The sequence below is a fragment of the Desulfosporosinus acididurans genome (genome assembly GCF_001029285.1).
Lineage (GTDB): Bacteria > Bacillota > Desulfitobacteriia > Desulfitobacteriales > Desulfitobacteriaceae > Desulfosporosinus > Desulfosporosinus acididurans.
The window spans coordinates 113,369-128,970 of the sequence record NZ_LDZY01000001.1; the positions used below are offsets into that span (position 1 = coordinate 113,369).

At 42.9% G+C, this 15,602-nt stretch carries 14 protein-coding genes; 2 read left to right on the forward strand and 12 right to left on the reverse strand.

All coding sequences use genetic code 11. The annotated features are described in order from the left end of the window. Nucleotides 1-40 precede the first annotated feature (40 nt). From mutL to DEAC_RS00590, 11 genes are all read right to left on the reverse strand, one after another. Nucleotides 41-2,044: a DNA mismatch repair endonuclease MutL gene (gene mutL / locus DEAC_RS00545; RefSeq protein ID WP_047808090.1), complete on the reverse strand. Its 2,004-nt coding sequence runs from the start codon at nt 2,042-2,044 to the stop codon at nt 41-43. A gap of 2 nt (nt 2,045-2,046) precedes the next feature. Then, on the reverse strand, nt 2,047-3,375 hold the full coding sequence (locus DEAC_RS00550; protein ID WP_047808091.1) for a histone deacetylase family protein: 1,329 nt from the start codon (nt 3,373-3,375) through the stop codon (nt 2,047-2,049). Continuing rightward, complete coding sequence (locus DEAC_RS00555; protein ID WP_047808092.1) at nt 3,372-5,039, reverse strand: hydantoinase/oxoprolinase family protein; 1,668 nt, start codon at nt 5,037-5,039, stop codon at nt 3,372-3,374. The genes DEAC_RS00550 and DEAC_RS00555 overlap by 4 nt, the downstream gene beginning before the upstream one ends. 236 nt (nt 5,040-5,275) lie before the next feature. Beyond that, nucleotides 5,276-7,822 carry a DNA mismatch repair protein MutS gene (gene mutS, locus DEAC_RS00560; protein ID WP_047808093.1) on the reverse strand — a complete coding sequence of 849 codons (2,547 nt, stop codon included), beginning with the start codon at nt 7,820-7,822 and terminating at the stop codon, nt 5,276-5,278. Nucleotides 7,823-7,929: 107 nt separating this feature from the next. Beyond that, nucleotides 7,930-8,331 (reverse strand): YlbF/YmcA family competence regulator, encoded by a 402-nt coding sequence (locus DEAC_RS00565; protein ID WP_047808094.1) that lies wholly within the window; start codon nt 8,329-8,331, stop codon nt 7,930-7,932. Nucleotides 8,332-8,540: 209 nt separating this feature from the next. Beyond that, entirely contained in the window at nt 8,541-9,866 is a 1,326-nt protein-coding gene (miaB, locus tag DEAC_RS00570; RefSeq protein WP_047808095.1) for a tRNA (N6-isopentenyl adenosine(37)-C2)-methylthiotransferase MiaB, read from the reverse strand. Nucleotides 9,867-9,938: 72 nt separating this feature from the next. Next, a complete protein-coding gene (ytvI, locus tag DEAC_RS00575; protein ID WP_047808096.1) occupies nt 9,939-10,985 on the reverse strand; it encodes a sporulation integral membrane protein YtvI in 1,047 nt (348 codons plus the stop codon). After that, a complete protein-coding gene (locus DEAC_RS00580; protein ID WP_053006235.1) occupies nt 10,985-12,247 on the reverse strand; it encodes a D-alanyl-D-alanine carboxypeptidase family protein in 1,263 nt (420 codons plus the stop codon). Before DEAC_RS00580 ends, ytvI begins: the two co-directional genes overlap by 1 nt. 23 nt (nt 12,248-12,270) lie before the next feature. Further along, nucleotides 12,271-13,122 carry a DegV family protein gene (locus tag DEAC_RS00585; RefSeq protein WP_047808097.1) on the reverse strand — a complete coding sequence of 284 codons (852 nt, stop codon included), beginning with the start codon at nt 13,120-13,122 and terminating at the stop codon, nt 12,271-12,273. Nucleotides 13,123-13,284: 162 nt separating this feature from the next. Then, nucleotides 13,285-13,407 (reverse strand): hypothetical protein, encoded by a 123-nt coding sequence (locus tag DEAC_RS24450; RefSeq protein WP_282434430.1) that lies wholly within the window; start codon nt 13,405-13,407, stop codon nt 13,285-13,287. A 106-nt stretch (nt 13,408-13,513) separates the two neighbouring features. Next, nucleotides 13,514-13,939 (reverse strand): acyl-CoA thioesterase, encoded by a 426-nt coding sequence (locus tag DEAC_RS00590; RefSeq protein ID WP_047808098.1) that lies wholly within the window; start codon nt 13,937-13,939, stop codon nt 13,514-13,516. 202 nt (nt 13,940-14,141) lie between these two features. On the opposite strand from DEAC_RS00590, the gene DEAC_RS00595 reads away from it, so the two are divergent. Then, the gene (locus DEAC_RS00595) at nt 14,142-14,333 is read left to right on the forward strand and encodes a DUF896 domain-containing protein (RefSeq protein ID WP_242847039.1); all 192 of its coding nucleotides are present in this window, start codon (nt 14,142-14,144) and stop codon (nt 14,331-14,333) included. Nucleotides 14,334-14,414: 81 nt separating this feature from the next. Here the strand turns inward: DEAC_RS00595 and DEAC_RS00600 are convergent, their stop codons facing one another. Continuing rightward, entirely contained in the window at nt 14,415-15,068 is a 654-nt protein-coding gene (locus DEAC_RS00600) for an MBL fold metallo-hydrolase (RefSeq protein WP_047808100.1), read from the reverse strand. Nucleotides 15,069-15,303: 235 nt separating this feature from the next. Between DEAC_RS00600 and DEAC_RS00605 the strand changes: the two genes are divergently transcribed. Further along, nucleotides 15,304-15,597: a hypothetical protein gene (locus DEAC_RS00605; RefSeq protein WP_047808101.1), complete on the forward strand. Its 294-nt coding sequence runs from the start codon at nt 15,304-15,306 to the stop codon at nt 15,595-15,597. Nucleotides 15,598-15,602 lie beyond the last annotated feature (5 nt).

Sequence of the window (15,602 nt, forward strand, 5' to 3'; positions counted from 1 at the left end):
TATAACACTAGTATGTCCCTGCCAATGCAGGCTCAACCTTCTAAAGAACTCGGTAAAAACGCTTCTCCAGCTCTGCACGGGTGATCTTGATGGTTGTAGGACGCCCATGCGGGCAGGTATAGGGGTTCTCTGTCTGACTTAAGCGGGAAATTAATTGTTCCATTTCCAATAGAGAGAGGGAATCCTTAGCCCTGATTGATTCCTTACAGGCCAAAAGATATATCCACTCTTTTAAAAGCTGATCAAAACTCGGAGAGGTGTTTTTTTGCAAAACCTCTTCCAAGAATTGCCGCAGCAGCTCATCCGCCGGAACACTCCCCGTTTGGACAGGAACGCCCCGCAATAAATAGGTTTGATTTCCAAATTGTTCAAGAACAAAGCCCATTTCCCTGAGAATCCACATGTGCTCGATTAACATTTGTTCTTCCTGAAGCGTGAGCTCCAAAGGAATCGGTATTAAAAGCATTTGGCTTTCTTGCTTTCTCGCTTTAAATTCAGCAAGAATACGTTCATAATTTATCCGTTCATGGGCTGCATGTTGATCAATCAGCAAGAGAACTTCACTATCAGTTGCTAAAATATAGGTATTAAACAGCTGCCCAATTGGCCAGAAACGGCTGAGGCTATGACCGTCATTATCCGCTTTGTCCATTGTCGCCGAATCATTCGTTCCTTCTTCCCTGTTCTTTGGAATTTCTCGATCTTCCGAAAAAACCGGAGAAATTGGAGTGACATTGTCATCAGAGAATAGATTACGTTGCTGGAGGAACGTCTTTTTGACCTCAGCCGTTGATTCGACATTCACAGGTGAATGTGAAGATCCTTGATCTTCAGAGACAATAGGCTCAGCTTCTTTTTCTGATAATAAAGCTTTAGATATCGATGGATCTCTCCTAACCTGGTTTTCGCGAATTTCTTCCCTGGCTTGATGCGCAGAATTTTGTGGACTGTTATAAGTCTCAGTCAGGATCCGAATAGGTTTTCCCTGAACAACCGTATTTGCTTGAGTTCTTAGCACTGATTCCATAGGCCTGCCAAAGGATGGCAAGGGTTGACTCTTTAGCAGCGTTTGATAAATAGTCTTGGTTATAAATGACGCAAGCTCCTGTTCGTTCTTGAATTTCACATCCATCTTAGTAGGGTGGACATTGACATCATAATCTGAGGGAGATCCGTGCAGGTGAAGGGCAACTAGAGGATGAAGTTTAACAGGGATCAGCGTACGATATCCTTCTTCTAAGGCATTACTTAAAAAGGAGGAACGCACAACCCGTCCGTTAATCATAAAGGTCTGCGCTTGTTTGGTTTTTCGAACCAGATCGGGAGGACTGATTAAGCCTTCCAACCTCCAATCCTCGCTTTGAGCATCCACGGTTATGAGCTGACGAGCTATTGATTGACCAAAAATAGCTCCCATCGTTTCCTTTAAATCTCCTCGCCCTGAGGTTTGCAACACCCTTTGAGTAGGATGGGCTAAAGAAAAGGCGATTGTCGGATGGGCAAGGGCAATCCGACCCACTGTATCGCTGATGAGACCAAATTCAGTCGCTTTGGACTTCAGAAATTTCAAGCGAGCCGGTGTATTAAAGAAGAGATTGCGAACTGTCACGGATGTTCCGGCAGGACAGCCCACTTCTTGAAGAACCCCCTCTCCTCCTCCGGTCAAAGTGTAGGATATACCTGAAATCTCTGTTCCTGGGCGAGATATAATTTCCAGAGTGGACACTGAAGCGATGCTCGCTAAAGCTTCTCCACGAAAGCCAAGAGTTTGCAAATAATCCAAATCTTGAATTCCGGTAATTTTACTGGTAGCATGGCGAAGCACTGCTAAGGGCATATCCTCCTCACTCATTCCCTTGCCGTCATCCCTCACTCTAATCATAGGTACGCCATTTTCTTCAATGGAGATATCGATATGTTTTGCTCCGGCATCTAAAGCGTTCTCCACAAGTTCCTTAACCACAGAAACAGGACGTTCTACCACTTCCCCTGCTGCGATTTGATTCGCCGAATGGGAATCAAGGATATGAATTGCCGATGTCAACCTCAATCCTTCTTTCTCTGCCATACCTGATGTTGATTATGAAGCTGATTTTGCAGCAGGCCGCTGTGAATCTCTTGATGATGCTGCTGCACATATTCCCAGAGATCATAACCTGCCTGTTCACATTGGGGACAGGCCTCAAAAGGAATACGCACCAGTACTGACTTCGTCTTCGCATGTGATCGCTGACTTTCAATATATACCGTACCGGCACAATGGTTACACTTACGCACAAAATCCTGTCGTGTTTCTTGGAACCCTTCCGTATCATAGTAGACAGAACGAGGAATGTAAACCCATTCCCCTGGAGGGAAGAATTTTACATTGTGAATTGTAAAGTCAGGTTTTACCATTTGAGTTTGCTTTTTAAGGGTCTCTACGTAGGGTTTAAGGGTTGCTAAGGGTAAACTCGAACGCCCTATTTTCTGAGGTTCACGAACATGATGATAGTCTTCACCCGCCAAGGCCAATAAAATTGCCAAATTAACAAAGGGAAGCGCGCCTTCAATGGAATAGCCGCCTTCAAGAACAGCCAGGTCGGGCTGAAGAAGTTCGGTTATCCTGCCATACCCCGAAGCCGTAAGATTCATGGAAGCTAAAGGGTCCGTAAAATGATTATCCTGTCCTGCAGAATTAATGATCAATTCCGGTTTAAAGGCTTGAAGACGGGGCAAAACCCAGGTTTCCAAAACATAGTGATACCCTTCGTCCCCCGTTCCCGGAGGGAGCGGAATATTCAGAGTCTGACCCCAAGCGTTGGGACCGCCTTGTTCATCAATAAACCCGCTGCCTGGGTAAAGCGTTCGCCCATCTTGATGCAAAGATATAAAAAGAATATTGGGATCATGATAAAAGATATCTTGAGTCCCATCGCCATGGTGAACATCGGTATCGACGATGGCAATTTTCTTGATGCCATAACGTGCTCTCAACTGATTGATAAGAATTGCTTCATTATTTATTGTGCAAAATCCGCGATTTCCCCAAACCGTTGCTCCTGAATGATGTCCGGGGGGACGAACAAGAACAAAACCATTGGAGATCTCTCCCCGAATCCGTGCCTCTCCAAGTAAGATAGCACTTCCTGCAGCGATCAGATGAGGATCTAAGGTTTCCGGATACAATGATGGCGTAGGAAATAAGGCTTGAGCTTGAGCTACGTCTGCTAATGAGGCAACCCGAGGAGTAAATTGCTTCATTTGCGGCAAATCAAGAATTCCTTCTTCAAAGAGTTGTTCCTGAGTATAGAGTAGACGTTCCTCTCGCTCGGGATGGGAGTTGCCTAAAGACCAATCAAAAGCGGGGAAAAATAATATTCCTGTGCGCTTCATTTTACAACCCTCCCTATCACTCCAGGTCGAAGATGGGCAGCTCCACGAATAATTTGGCCTACCGTTTGATAGTTTTGAACGATAGGGAAGAAATCAAAAGGTTCTTTTTCGATCTCATGAATTTGAATTCCATACTGTTCTGCTTGTTTTTGGACAAGTTGATCTAAAAAGTCTTCAACTTCACGGTAAGGACGCGGGGAGCCCATCCATTTTCCTTGCTCACCCGTTTCCTGCACATGATAACGTTTCATGTAAGTATCCAGATGAAGAGTACAATCAAAGGTTGGCCGGGCCATTGCTGCCCCCAGAGCATTGGAGACTTCGGGATAAACGCCAAGTTGTACCGGTGTTCCCAGGCGTTTTCCCAAAGCCTTCGTAAGCCCTTGGGCTCCGCCTCCACTTAACAGCGTATTAAAGGTCTGAGCCTCATGAGGATGAAGAACTTCCCATACTTTGTAAGCAGGCTCGTCTTGCCATTCACGTTTTAAAGAATCAACAGCCTCTGCAATCCGGTTCACGACGGCCTCAATAATGTCACCAGCAAGCTGCTGATAATACTGAGGCGCCCTGAGATCAGGCGGGCAATGAGACGCCAAAGCTTCTTCGGCCAATTGGCGGTTGCCGTAATCGATCAGCCCAAGATAACGCATAGCATCCGTCGGGGTCAAAGCCTTACCGCCGAGGCAATAGGCCGAGCCGAGACGGTAGTTTTTTAACTCAAATCCCTGTTCACAGGTCTCGATGACTGAATCTCCGCCAACCGGGATTGAGCGAACAGCCAGGGAATGAACGAGAGTCGAATAAGGGCCAATTTGAGCCCCTCGCGAGCTGAGCAAAGGCGTTCCGGAAAGAATCAAACCTAGATCGGTGGTTGTTCCGCCGATATCGACAACGATTGTAGAAGCAGAGGTTTCACTCTGAGTCAGTGCTGCTAGAACGCTCGCTGCAGGTCCGGAATAAATTGACTCAATAGGCCTGAGTTTCCCGATTGGCAGGATGCCCCCATCTGCTTTTAAAATTGCAATTGGGGCCTGAATCTTAAGACCTGAGAGAGCCGTTTGTAATTGCTGAGCGAATAGCTGATAACATCCCGTAACACCCAAATTCAAATGGGTTGTGAGGCTGCGGCGATAAAAATTTGCTTGGCCCCATTCATGTCCCAAGGCTATCTGACATTTGGGGTAAGACTTCCTAAGATAATCCGCCAGCCGGTTCTCATGGGAATTATTTCTATGAGAAAATTTCCCCACAACTGCCACCAGTTCAGGACTCCCTGATCGTTCTTTCCAGCTCAGACGCTGCCATTCACTCGGATTAGAGGGGTTGACTTCCCGTCCCCGAAAGTCCATTTCCCCGCTGAGCACTTGATAGTCAACAGGCCAAGGGAGAGCATTCAGGCTCATACCATTTCCGGGAAATAATAAAAGGTTAACAGGCGGCAGACGTTTTTGCAGGATGGCATTGGTGACGAGTGTCGTACTTACTGTAATCTGATTTACTTGCCTGACATCAGGCAAGTTTAACGTTTCGAGAACATTCACGATAGTTTCGACTAAATTCTCTTCCTGAGTAGGAACTTTAGCTGTCCGTTGAATTTGGCCCTGTTCAAGATATACCGCGTCGGTATAAGTACCTCCAACATCAATACCCACGTGACAGGACAATATAATCCCCCCCAAAATCCATATTCGATAGTTTAACCACTGATTATTGTTATACAATTCTTATCATAGGCTATTTTCCTGAAATGCGCTCCATCGAAATTGGTAATTTGTGCATTAAAATCATTTGTCCTTCGGCACGATAAGATTTGTTATTGGCTAGGCGCTTTCGGGGAAACTGTCCACAGGACATTTTCGTCACCGAAGCATCGATGTTCAGCTTTAGCCGAACGAGTTCACTAAGAAGTTGATTGGATTCGATCTCTTAGATCATAGAGATACTGTAAGGCTTGACGTGAGGTCATATCTTCTAATGGCAGTTGAGCCAATTCCTCTAAAATTGGATGGGTCTGCGGAACATCAAAAAGGGAGAACTGGGTTACAGCTTGGGAAGAATCTATTGGACTAGGGACAGATTTGGACGCCTCTAGTTCCAACAGTAAGGTTTTAGCTCTCTTGAGGAGCTCATGGGGAAGACCGGCTAAACGGGCCACTTGAATACCATAACTTCGATCGGCACGGCCCGGTAATATCTTATGTAAAAAGACAATGTCGTCTCCGCGTTCTTTTACGCCGACATGAAGATTGAAAAGGCCATTAAAATTATCTTCAAGTTGGGTCAATTCATGATAATGCGTTGCAAAAAGGGTTTTAGGGTTGAAATCAGGATGTTGAACTAAGTATTCTGCGACAGCCCAAGCAATGCTTAAACCATCAAAGGTTGCCGTTCCTCGTCCAATCTCGTCCAAAATGATTAAGCTCTTCCTGGTAGCATATTTTAAAATATGTGCTACCTCATGCATTTCGACCATAAAGGTGCTTTGTCCTGCCGCTAAATCATCCGACGCCCCTACCCGGGTAAAAATTCGATCAACTAAACTAATTGTCGCTTGTTTGGCGGGCACAAAGGATCCAACGTGTGCCATCAAGACAATAAGCGCTACCTGTCTCATATAAGTAGACTTTCCTGCCATATTGGGCCCGGTAATGATCGCCAAATGTCGCTCCCTGGACAACTGCGTATCGTTCGGTACAAAGACACCCGCCTCTAACATATCTTCTACGACTGGATGCCGCCCCTCTGAAATTGAAAGCTCACCATCTATTGTTATTTGAGGACGAATGTAGCGTTTACGCACTGCAACTTCAGCCAAGCTTACGAAGACATCGATTTCTGCTAAATTATCGGCCGCCTTGAGGATAGCCTGAGTATAGGAACGAACATCTTCTCTAAGCTCCAGGAAAAGTTGAAACTCTAATTCCTTTAATCGTTCTTCAGCACCTAGGATTTTTTCTTCATACTCTTTTAGTTCCGGAGTTATGAATCGTTCCGCATTTGAAAGAGTCTGTTTCCTGATATAAGCCTCAGGTACAAGATGGGCATTGGAATGCGTGATTTCTATATAATAGCCAAAAACTTTGGTATAGCCAATTTTTAAGGATCGTATCCTAGTCCTTTCACGTTCGGCGTTTTCAAGCTTAGCGACCCACTCTTTTCCACCCGTTGCAATAGAGCGCAATTCATCCACCTCTTGGGAATATCCGGTTCTAATGATATTTCCATCCCGCAGAGATATAGGCGGAGAAGGATTGAGAGCATTAAGAAGTGTATTGACTAAAGGATCAAGTCCCTCCAATACAGGAATTTTCCTTTTCAAAATAGTTGCAGTGTTTGAGTTAAGAATCTCACGAATTGCCGGTAGAAGGGCCAAGGTTTGAGCCAGGGATAATAAGTCCTTAGCATTGGCCGTTCCGTAAGATACTCTTCCCATTAATCGTTCCAAATCATAGACTTTAGCCAAGATTTTCATCAAATCTTGACGTAAAAAGGAATCATGTGTTAACTCTTCAACAGTATTTAAACGCTGTTCAATATCAGCTTGCACGAGCAAAGGTTTATCGATCCAATGTCTCAGTAATCGTCCGCCTAAAGCAGTTTGAGTCAGATCGAGGACAGACAAGAGTGTCCCTTTTTTACCCTGATTTCTTAAGGATTCAGTAAGTTCAAGGTTTCGTCGAGTCCACTGGTCGAGAAACATCCATTGCTCTGAGCGATACGTTTTGATCTCGACAATATGCGAGGGATCAACGCCCGGCATCGTTTCCAGCAAATAGTCCCAGAGAGCGGATGCTGCTGAAGCCGCCACAGGGAATTCTTGAAGCAAAGGAGCCTGAGCAGAGAAGCGCAGTTTAAATACCGTACTCTCATAAGACTTAAGATCTCGAACACTGCAGTAGTATCCAGACCAAATTTTTGCTTTCTTTATAAGTTCAGGCGGCAGCAAAATTTCAGCAGGATTAATGCGGGAAAGCTCGGCGAGCAAGGCCTCAACTTCCGAGGTCTGAAAAATAGCAAACTCTCCTGTTGACAAATCTAAAAAGGACAAGCCCCACTGAACATTAAAAAAAACACTCGCCAAATAACGATTGCTGCGTTCAGAAATCGACTCAGTTAAAGTACCCGGAGAGACAATACGAATGATTTCTCGCTTAACAATACCCTTCGTAGCTTTCGGGTCTTCAACTTGCTCGCAAATGGCAACTTTATGCCCCGTACTTACGAGTTTTACCATATATGTCTCAACTGCGTGATAGGGAACACCGCACATAGGTATCCGTTTGCCTTCCCCCGCGTCTCGACTCGTTAGGGCAATTTGCAGGATCGGTGCTGCTAATTCAGCATCTTCACCAAACATTTCATAAAAATCACCAAGTCGATAAAAGAGTATCGCGTCAGGAACCGTTGCTTTTATTCCTTGATATTGTTTCATCATCGGGGTGGTCATCCCTAATATCTCCTCTTGAGTTCATTTTACGCCAGCAGCTAAATCTTAAAAGGGAAGAGCTATAGATTAGCTCTTCCCTTAGTGAATTTCATTCTTCCTCTTGAGGATTAGCCGCAACTGCAGCCTCCGCATCCAGAACTGGAACAGCCGCCGTCTCCACAGGAACAACTATCCGAAGAGTTAGCAATAGCGCCTGCCAAGATGGCATTTACACTGTCCAACATTTGGGTAAACTCATCCTGTGCTTTCATATAATCGGAAATAGCAGGATTAGCCTCTACCCGAGATTCAATTTCATCAACCGCTTTTTTATCCTCTTCAGAAAGCTCTTGATTATTTTGCTGCATCTCCATAAAACGTTCCTGAGCTTTCTGTAACTCAGCAATCAGTTTTTGTGCGGACTCATCAGCAGTCATAGCATCTTCTTTGCTATGTAATTCAGCAAGCTCCGGACTTCGAGCAATTGCATCTGCTAGAATCTGAGCCTTCTCAATTATTTCATTCGTCACTTATACACACCTCCATAATTGTTACATTCTACATCAAACAACTCAATTCCTGCTTAACTCCATCTGAGCAGTTAAAAAGTGTTTAATAATCACTTTGATTCAATCGTAAGACTCCCACTTCTATAAACGGGAGTGGGTCCTCCGTACTCTGCTTCAGTGGGGTAGAGTCCCCCACCGAAGTCTCGATGTTCAGCTTTAGATGAACGAGTTCACTCCACGAGTTCGCCTACGAGGGTCCATGACCCTGCCTCCAGAATTCGCAGAGATACTAAGGAACCGATGATTTCCTGAGGGCCATCAAAAACAACAAGAATATTTCCACGCGTCCGGCCAGTCAGGCGATCAGGATTGGTCTTACTTGGTCCTTCAACCAAAACCTCATAACATTTCCCGAGCATTCTTTGTCTTAGTTGATAACTTTCTTCGTTTTGCAGGCTCATCAATTTTTGCAATCGCTGCTTTTTGACAGGCAAAGGAATCTGCTCTTCCATACTCGCCGCCGGTGTGCCTGAGCGTTTTGAATACATAAAGGTAAAAGCCTGACTATAATGTCCTAAACCAATCATTAAAAGGGTTTGTTCGAAGTCTTCCTCAGTTTCGCCAGGAAAACCAACAATGATATCAGTTGTCAGTGTCGCCTGAGGAAGAAGCTCGCGAATTTTTTCGACGATACTCAAATAGTATTCCCGAGTATATTGCCGATTCATACAAGCTAAAATAGAATTACTGCCCGATTGAAGCGGCAGATGAAAGTGTTCGCATAGTTTACTTCCTTTGGCTATTGTCTGAATTAATTTATCCGACAAGTCTTTGGGGTGAGAGGTAATAAAACGCACACGCAAAAGCTCAGGTATTTGATCCACTTCCTGCAGTAAATCTGCGAAATCATAGGGAGGGTCGAAATCTTTTCCGTAGGAATTTACATTTTGCCCTAGTAAAGTAACTTCTTTACAACCACTGGCCACCAGATTCTTAATTTCTTGAATAATATCCTCCGGCTTGCGGCTTCTCTCTCTCCCCCGAACATGGGGAACAATACAATACGAACAAAAATTATCACAGCCGTACATAATATTCACATTGGCCTGAAGTTTTCCTTTTTCTGCCAAAGGTGTCGATTCTTTTGTTTCATGAGGTTCCTGCCAAACCTCAGCAACTTTTGCTCCAGTGTCAGAACGATGCAGCAGCTCAGAAAATTCGTGCAAGTTGTGAGTCCCCATCCAGATGTCTACGTGGGGAGCACGTTTTTGCAGCCGCTCTAAGGCACCAGGTTGTTGAACCATGCAACCGCTGATTGCAATTTTTAAGTTTGGATTCTTTTCCTTTAGTTTTTTAAGATCACCGATTTTGCCTAAGATTTTATTTTCAGCACTTTCTCTGACGCAGCATGTATTAACGATAATTAAGTCAGCATGTTCAAGGTCATCCGTTCTATTATATCCTTCTTGCCGTGTAATTTCTGTCAGAGTCTCAGCATCCCTTTCTGACATTTGACAGCCATATGTTAAAGTGACTACATTTTTTTCCTTACTCAAGTGGTTCAACTCCTAAATGGCTAATTCCTATACCTTATTTATTATTATAAATTATAAATCGATTTACCAAAATTAAAGATTGCGAAAAACGCCCGCCTTACTCAGTGCATGATAGGCAATGAGAATAAACGGTCCTAAAATCAAACCGACAATCCCCGTAGAAGCTAAACCGATGTACATGCTGATAAGAACAAAAAGGGGATCGAGTCCCACATTATCTCCCAAAATTTTAGGTTCGATAACGTGCCTGACAATAGTAATTATAATCGTGAGAAGAACAAGTTCCAGCGCCAACAAGTTATGCCCCCCAAGGAAAGCAATGAGGGCCCAAGGAACTAAAATGATTCCCACCCCTAACACGGGAAGTATACCAAAGATCCCTGTAATAGTTCCTAAAACGATAGCAAATTTAGTGTGAATAATCAGCAAGCCAACAATGGATAAAAAGAGGGTAACCAAAAAGACAATGAATTCTGCCCGCACAAATCCCGCAAAAGCACGTGAAAAATCATAGCCCAATTCTCGTAACTCTTCACGCCATTCCTGAGGAAAAATATTTACGAAGTCACTTAGATAGCGTTTGCTCCCCTTGGACATAAAAAATGTCGCCACCAAAGCAATGACTATGATAATAATAAATTCTGGAATTTTTGCAGCAAATGTCAAAACATTTGATAAAACGTTAGGCACTCTGCTTACAAATTCTTTAACAGTATTATTTATACTATCCTCAGTACCCGGGATATTTAGATAATACACTTCAAATTTCGTAAGCCAATGAGTTATAAAGTGTTGTAATAACCGATTATAGAATGGCCAATGAATATAAATTTCTTGAATTTCTCGAATCAGGCGGAGAACTAAAAGAGTAATTATGACGCCTACTCCCCCAATTTCCACAATCATAGCTGTCAGTACCGCTGGGACTTGGGGAAAACGGACTTTTCTGATAAGAAAATTCTTAAGCGGGCTTATGGCTGCAGTCATGATAAATGCCAAAATAAAAGGCAAAAAAAGATAACTAAAGTGACCTACTAAGTAAATTAAAATACCAATGGCTAACCAAAAAGCAATAAACTTCAAACTTCGAATAAAAAACGACTTGGTTACTTGGTTCACTAACTAGACTCCCTTCTTCTAGCAAGCAAAATTCGTTTCCGTGCCTGGCGTTTCGCCATGAGCTTATAACGATAGAGAAACAGCAAAAATACTCCTAGACTCATAATACCTAAAGGCCAAGGCAGACCATTAGGTTTTGGATCCTCTTGAGCTTTTGGGGGCAGGACAGTCCTCGAAGCATTAAGAGGAAGCGTATCTAAGAGGTTGCCGCCATCATAAACCTGCACTTGAGATACCGCCTGACCCTCCTCAACTGAGTTCAGGACCTTCGAAGGAGACAATATCTTTAAACTTAATACTGAAGAGGTTTGACCATTGACCCCTTGTGTTAAGTAGATTGGCTTCCCTAGCTTTAAATCAACCTTTTCATTGTTAACCGTTATTGCACCCAGCACCGAACCCGCAGGTTTATAAACCTGATCAGTATATTGGGTAAAACCATAATCGAGCATTGCCTGCATATCTGTATAAATTTCACGGCCTGGTGATTTAAGAATCACGCCAATTAATTGACGGCCATTTCTTGTCATCGAGGCGACAAGACAGTTTTCCGCTGCCGCCGTATAACCTGTTTTTATTCCATCGACGTCGGAATCTCGCCATAACAATTTGTTTTCATTCATCATTTGGGTTGGAACATCCGGCTTTGCTCTGGGAATAACATGAGATTTAGTACGTACATATTGAGCAAATACAGGGTTTTGATAAGCAACCCGAGCAATTAAGGCTAGATCATGAGCTGTGGTGACATGACCTTCTGCGGTTAAACCGCTGGGATTGACAAAATGCGTCCGAGTAGCACCGATCTCAAGAGCTCTTTGATTCATAAGAGCGACAAAATTACTGACATTTCCACCGATATATTCAGCTACAGTTACTGCAGCATCATTGGCGGAGTTTAACAACATTGCGTAAAGCAAATTCTGAAGTGACATTTGTTCACCAGGCCGTAAGTAAATCTGAGTCCCATAAACAAGCTTACTATTGAGTAAAGTAGAGGAGGCTGTCACAATATCATTCAAATTTCCCCGTTCGATTGCTAGAAGTCCGGTCATGATTTTTGTAGTACTGGCAGGTGCTAGTTGTTCGTCTGGATTTTTAGCAAACAGTGTCTGACCAGATTGAACATCAATCAAATAAGCACCCTCGCCGTGTATCTGAGGTAACGATTGATTAGTCGAAGGCATGTTCGAAGCATAAGTAACCGATATATTGCTTATTATCATCGATACCGTCAGTATTACAACCATTATAAATTTCAAAGAAGAGTAGCCTCCTATTCTTGCTATACTTTACGCTGATAAAAAAGTGCGAGAGTGCCTGGCCCTGTATGACTGCCGACAACACAGCCAATATCACTGATCCAAATATCTTTTACTACGACGCGCTCTTGGATTTCCCGTGCAAGAATCAATGCTTCTTCATAACACGCGGAATGAGAAATACCGATGATTTGTTCTTCCGGATGATCGATTTCCTCTTCTAACACCTCAGCTAACTTGCGGATTGCTGCTCGTCTGGAACGTACTTTGACAAAAGGTTCAATTTTCCCTTCCGAGGTCATTTGTAAAACGGGTTTGACATCGAGTAAACCGCCAAGGAATCCGGCAGTCTTACTCACTCTGCCCCCTTTAACCAAATACTCCAGGGTATCTAATGTAAAAATATATCGCATCTTGGCTCGAATATCAAGAATCTCCGCTTCCGCATCCTTCCAGGTCGTTGCCGAGGCAAGAACTTGCTGTGCCAAAATGGCCAGTAAACCGTAGCCAAAGGAAGCTCCCAGGCTATCAATAATATGAACTCGCTCAGGAGCCGATGTTGTTTCGGCAATCATTTGAGCCGTTGCAAAGGTAGAACTTAGACCTGATGAAAGATGAATCGCCACCACATCGCAGCCCTCAGATAGCCATCGTTCGTAATGCTCCAAAAGAGTATTGGGATTAGGCTGAGAAGTTTTCGGCAATTCTTTGTAGCGGCGATATTGAGTATAAAAATCCTGTATGTTAAGATTTACTCCTTCAAGATAAGTATTGCCATCAATAGTTACCGGCATCGGGACCGTTTCAATACCTGCTGCCTTAGCGCGATCTACAGGGATGTCTGAGGCACTATCGACGAGAATTTTAAAGGGCATAATGTTACCTCCCTAACGAAGACGATACATGTATTATAATTCGATGTGGGTCAATATTATCCCTGCAGGCCTAAAAAAATAAATGTCCATGCTTATAAGCAATGGACACTTAAGTCTATAATAATATATCAGTGAGTTATATCTTAACCGCAGACATACTTACTAAGATACCAATTTTTGAATAATTGCGTGCTGCCCGATAATGGCCATCAATTGCGGAAGTTCCTGCTTCTTAACCAACCGATAGTTTACTTCTTCGCCTTCAATCCATGTTACAAGAAACATAGAATCCCCTTCTCTCAATTGTATTATGGATTATGTATACATAATACCATAATACAAAATAGAAAACAAGTTTCTCGCGGGATCTGAGTCCATAAAAAATGTCAATTCATAACCTTAAGTCAGTTTTTGTTAACAAGCAATTAATCTGAGCCCATAAATCGGTATTTCGAATATCCGTATGGCGGCCCTCTTTATTGATGAAGAGGTGGGCTGTTTTTCCTTGGGCTAGAAGCGTATTATCACGATATATATCATATAAGAACGTTATTGAACGCGAAGTGATTTTCTCGATGGTCGTAATTATTTCTAGTTCATCATCATAATGAGCAGGTTTTCGGTATCGACAATTGGCCTCAATTACTGCTAACGAAAATCCTTGCTCCTCAAACTTTGTATACGGGAGTTCTAAATCTCGAAAAAATTCGGAACGGCCTACCTCAAACCAAATAAGATAGTTCGCGTGATAAACAATTCCCATTTGATCCGTTTCTGCGTAACGAACTCGCAGTCGACTTTTGCCTGATAACCCCATTTGTACGCCTCCTTAAACATATTCAAGCAAGTGAAATTCTTCTACATTTTTCACCTTCCTAATCTATAATAAACATAGTTTGATGAACAAAGGCAATTTTGGGTTTAATTATTAGCTCATTTGTGAATCTGTCATTATCCTATACAACATGTTATAATAAACTATTATAATGTCAGCAATCCTAACGGAAGGGGAACTATTTTTGAGCACTCCAATTAATATCCTAATTCAACGAATTAATGAACTTTCCAAGAAACAAAGGTCCGAAGGTCTTGAAGATTGGGAAAAAGCGGAACAGGAAGTCCTTCGGCAAGAATATTTGTCGTTTATCCGCGGTCAAGTTAAAGAGACATTAAGCAGAGTCAAGTTTGTCGATAACGAAACCCTCCAATAGTGGGCTAGGCGCTTTCGGCGAAAGCGTCCACAGGACACTTTCGTCACCGAGACCCCGATGTTCAGCTTTAGCTGAACGAGTTCACTTCAACGTTCTTTGAAGGTTATCCAGCCAATGACTCGACGCAGGAGTCGCCGGTCCATGTCCAGGGAGAATCCAGCGCAAGGGACGACTTGTTATTGTTCGGGCCGATTCTATTAATTTTTCTTTATCCCATGTAAAAAACTTCGGCGCCAAACGAAGTTCTCCTCCTTGAAAAAGGTCCCCGACAATTGCAACACCGTTCCGATAGAGAACGATATGTCCCGGAGTATGTCCAGGAGTTGGTATTATTTCCCATTCTCCAAATAGCTTTTGGTCCTTGAGGGAGCAAATGTTTTCCGGAATAGTTAATTTTCCGTAAATAGGACGAGTTAACAAGGGTAACCAACGTTTTATTCCATGACGTTTCAATTGTCCGTTAATAAAAGGTATCTCAAGGGAATGGGCATACAGCGGACATTTCATAGTTTTTTGCAGTATGACTGCACTTCCGACGTGATCGATATCATAATGCGTGAGAATTATTCCTTCCGCAGCCGTTGGATCAAGCCCAATAGAATTTAAATACTTAAGTATGCGATCTTCTTGTCCCGGCATACCTGAATCAACTAAAAAAGTATGTAAACCTGTCACGACGTAAACGTGGGCACCCTTAACTCCATCGATTAAATGAATGCCATCAGTTACTAACACTATGATTTTTCCTCCATCCAATGGTCAACGTGCTGTTTGTTCATTATAGGAACACAGCATGTTTTTTAATTTCTCCAGATTAGTTTGTTCGACGAAAAACTAAAAATACCTTTTTAGAAATAGAAGCAGGCAAAGATTCAAAGATGAAGAATAATAAACCTTTATGAACGTATTTTTAAAGTCATTCGGCAGATACTAATAGTGTTCAAACGTTTTAAAAAGGAGGAGGATCCTTTTGCCGGAACGAATTCTGAAATTTGGAGGCGTTAAAATCCGCAATCTCGTTCCCCCTGTAAAAATAAATCGTTTTGTCAATCAATTACCATTAGAAAAACGAGACTCCCTCTTCGAAATTGCCACTGAATTACAAAACGCGGGAATGATTGACGTATTAAATTCTCGTTCACAAAGTACGATGGATAAGGATACTATCGATGACCAAATGACCAATACAGGTAATTTTGCTCACGACTTATCAAGTTTTAAGCGACACATTAACGAGAAAGACTCTTTAAATCTTCCCAAGTGAACTCG